The organism is Staphylococcus sp. HMSC061G12 (genome assembly GCF_001838465.1).
Classification (GTDB): Bacteria; Bacillota; Bacilli; order Staphylococcales; family Staphylococcaceae; genus Staphylococcus; species Staphylococcus simulans.
This window is the reverse complement of record NZ_KV837146.1, coordinates 1-341: the sequence shown is the minus strand read 5'-3', so window position 1 is coordinate 341 and position 341 is coordinate 1. Positions and strand designations below refer to the sequence as shown.

General features: G+C 28.2%; 1 pseudogene. It reads left to right on the top strand.

Annotated elements, in window-relative coordinates:
• A pseudogene (locus HMPREF2937_RS09560) lies at positions 1–258 on the top strand (glucose-6-phosphate dehydrogenase); the annotation flags it as partial.
• Between the last annotated feature and the right edge of the window lie 83 nt (positions 259–341).

Genomic DNA, 341 nt, shown 5'->3' with positions numbered 1-341 from the left:
AAAATTTATAACTCAATAGATAAAAACCAAGTAGTGGATGCTTATGAATCACTTATATGTGATGCTTTAATAGGAAATCAAACTAATTTTGTACATTGGGAAGAACTTAAACAATCATGGGAATTTATAGATTATATAAGTACTGAATGGAAAAAATCTAACGTAACAATACCACAGTATAAACCAGGAAGTTTTGGACCTAAAGAAAGCGATCAATTACTTAAACAAGATAACTTTGAATGGTGGAATAATCTATAAAACGTAAATATTGCAAAACACTATATAGGAGGAGTTAAATGAATATTCTGGTTCTGTTGCAAAGTTAGAAAAATATAGCTAAC